At 31.1% G+C, this 2,990-nt stretch carries 3 protein-coding genes and 1 pseudogene; 1 reads left to right on the top strand and 3 read right to left on the bottom strand.

The window, feature by feature from the left end; translation table 11 throughout:
- Window positions 1-294 (top strand): sensor histidine kinase (locus ACHZC3_RS10480; protein ID WP_394759811.1); only part of this gene is annotated, 294 nt, incomplete at its 5' end.
- A gap of 244 nt (window positions 295-538) precedes the next feature.
- Here the strand turns inward: ACHZC3_RS10480 and ACHZC3_RS10475 are convergent.
- The 3 genes and pseudogenes from ACHZC3_RS10475 to ACHZC3_RS10465 all read right to left on the bottom strand — a co-directional run.
- Window positions 539-1,318, bottom strand: a complete 780-nt coding sequence (locus ACHZC3_RS10475; RefSeq protein WP_394759810.1) for an NYN domain-containing protein — start codon at window positions 1,316-1,318, stop codon at window positions 539-541.
- A gap of 10 nt (window positions 1,319-1,328) precedes the next feature.
- Window positions 1,329-1,901 carry a GDYXXLXY domain-containing protein gene (locus ACHZC3_RS10470; RefSeq protein ID WP_394759809.1) on the bottom strand — a complete coding sequence of 191 codons (573 nt, stop codon included), beginning with the start codon at window positions 1,899-1,901 and terminating at the stop codon, window positions 1,329-1,331.
- Window positions 1,891-2,877 (bottom strand): annotated as a pseudogene (locus ACHZC3_RS10465) (DUF2157 domain-containing protein); the annotation flags it as partial. The gene ACHZC3_RS10470 and the pseudogene ACHZC3_RS10465, both read right to left, overlap by 11 nt.
- Window positions 2,878-2,990: the final 113 nt, after the last annotated feature.

Here is a 2,990-nt window from a genome sequence, read left to right as displayed (position 1 = left end):
CTAATCAATGCGGCGCACTCGATTCCGGTTGGGCACGCGGATTTAAATATAATCGAAGTCAAAACCTACATGAACGATCATCATGAAGTCGTTGCAGAAATTAAAGATTCGGGCTGCGGCATGAGCCCTAGTGTGCAAAAAAGAATCTTTGACCCGTTTTATACAACCAAACCCATGGGTAGTGGAACGGGTCTAGGGCTTGCTATTTGCCAAAGCATCGTCAATCAGTTTCATGGAGCTATAGCTGTAGAAAGCGTCGAAGGTAAAGGAACTACGTTCCGTGAAAAAGTGTAAAATATATTTTACTGATTAACAGCGAGTTAAATATAAGTTAAAATTATTTTGGGTAATAAAAGGTATAAAAATATAACGTATATTTGAGTGTGATTCTGATTAATTACTTTGAATGTATTTGAACTTGTATTTAAGATAAGGAATAGTAGTTCAATAATCAACGATACTGTGAAGTTATAAGTTGATAATGGTAAATCAGAATCTACATTAGGAGGTCTATAAACGACCTCCTTTTTTTATCTTTTTATCCTAGTTTTAGCTTAACAAAAACATGTTTTATGCCTTTTTTGTCTGATTCTCTTTCGTCGATTTCTAGAATTTCAGTAAGGGATTTTAGCATAGGTGTCAATTTGTTGAAACCATAATTTCTAGGATCAAATTCTGGTTTTTTCTTTACAATAAGACTTCCTACGTCTCCAAGAAACGCCCAGCCATCATCGTCACCAATAGCCTCGATTGTGGCTTCAATCAATTCAATAGTTTGTAAATCGATTTTGTTTGCGATCTCTTTTTCTACTGGTTTTTTCGTTTCTTTTGAAGTTGTATTCGTTGTTTGTTTAGGCGCTTTTTTCTTTACAGCTCCATCAAGCACTTCTATGTAAATAAAACGATCACAAGCAACTATAAAAGAATTTGGCGTTTTCTTTTCGCCAATCCCTATGACTTTCATGCCAGACTCTCTCAGTCGGATAGCTAATCGAGTAAAATCGGAATCGCTTGAAACAATACAAAATCCGTCAACTTTGTCTGAATAGAGCAAATCCATAGCATCGATAATCATAGCAGAATCGGATGAATTTTTGCCAACAGTATAACTGTATTGCTGAATAGGCGTTATAGCGTGTTCTAGTAGGACCGATTTCCATCCGTTTGCATTTGGTTTTGTCCAATCGGCATAAATTCGTTTGGTAGTTGGCGTTCCAAACTTGGCAATTTCTTCCATCATTCCTTTTACATTGCTGTAGGGAACATTGTCGGCATCTATAAGGACAGCTAGTTTTAACTCTTTTGTATCTGGTGACATTTTTTTAATATTATTTATTGGATTTAGCCAAATTCTTGACAGAAACCCCATCAACTAGAACATCTTTTATAACAGTATTTCCTTTCTTTACAGCAATTTCTGCATAAGCAATTTTTGTGGTGTCAATGATTGTTTCGGCATAAACTTGCTCTGCATTTTCAGCTTTATTCTCATTCATATAAAAACGATTAAACGGAAGATTTAGAAAAATTTTGTTTTCGTTATTATAATTTGAAACATAATCTATTTTTAACTTTATGTAAGTTGAATCATCAGTTGGTTCAGTTTTAGAAATAGATTTTATTTTGGCAAAACCTTCTTTTGAAGTGATAATTTTAGCAAAAATAGTTTCGTTGCTATTCCAATCTTTCGAATTCTGGACAGTAATTTCTCTTTCTTTAAACGACAATGTGATGTATTTGCCTCTAAAAGGATCATTTGGATCTATGGGTTCACACTGAAACTTGACTATTTTTCCAGTATTTAAAGTGTCTTCTTGTTTCCAAATCATTTGAAAAGGAACGAATAATTGTACAATTACAACCAGTAGAAATATAATTAGAATTGTTTTCTTATTTTTCATTTTGATTTCTTTTTTTAAGCATTAAATAATTGGTTAAGAAAAACCCTAAACCAATGCTAATAAATAGTATTCCTCTAATTACAAAACTAAAATCAGTATCAAAAAAGCGACAAATAATTAGAATCGTAATGATGAGTAAACCAAAATTTAATATTTTTAAATCATTGAGCTGATTTCCTCTTTTTATTTCTGAAATTCCAATCATGAGCAAAGCAATGTTTGCAAGAATTGATGAATTGTAACCTATAAAATGAAAAGGAATAAATGCTATAAATACAATTTCAAGTATATTTAACTGTTTGAAATTTGTTGGACTATTTTTTTTGTAAAAAAGAACAATTGCAACTATCGTAAGTAGTATCCCAACTATAATTTCTGGGAAAGTAACTAGTATGCTTAATGCGAATTTCTGCTCGTTAAAATAGTTCCAAAACCATTTGAAAGTATAAATAAATAATATAAAAAGCATTCCTAGTTTTCCTATAATGAGATAACTGTTAAATTTTAGTTTCAGCTTTTCAAAATAGGAATTTTTACCTGCAAAATAGTATATAGCAAACAAACTCATATAACTCATGTACATATATTTTTCATTGGTATCTGTAAAACTTCCTAAACAGATTATCAGAGAAATAGCGATTAGCCAATTATGAAATAAAGTAAAATTACTTTGTGCTTTTGTTGTTAGTAGCTTATAATAATGAGGAACAATTCCTAGAATTAAAAACCAATAGAAATAGGTTTGTTCTTTTGGGTAGGAAAAATAATTTGTGTTACAACAATAATAGGTTATACCAATAATGTACAAAAGTGAAACTATAGATGATCTTACTAAATAAACTAACGGCAAACTTAATAACATCCAAGTGAGAATAAACGAATTTAAATCTCCAGAAATATTATAAACTTGAGCTATTAATGAAATACTTGCGCCAATACCAAAAAATAAAAATACCGATGAACTTTCTCTCCAAGCCGGACTTTCTGATTTTTTTTTAGGATGGAATAACTACAAAATAATTGACCAATACTAAGCGGAAGAAATGAAATTACTGATTTTGTCATATTAGACAAATCGTCCCAATTGTG

Source organism: Flavobacterium sp. (assembly GCF_043720215.1).
Taxonomy (GTDB): domain Bacteria; phylum Bacteroidota; class Bacteroidia; order Flavobacteriales; family Flavobacteriaceae; genus Flavobacterium.
Note: the sequence above shows the minus strand (reverse complement) of the source record. Positions and strands in the feature narration are given on the sequence as shown.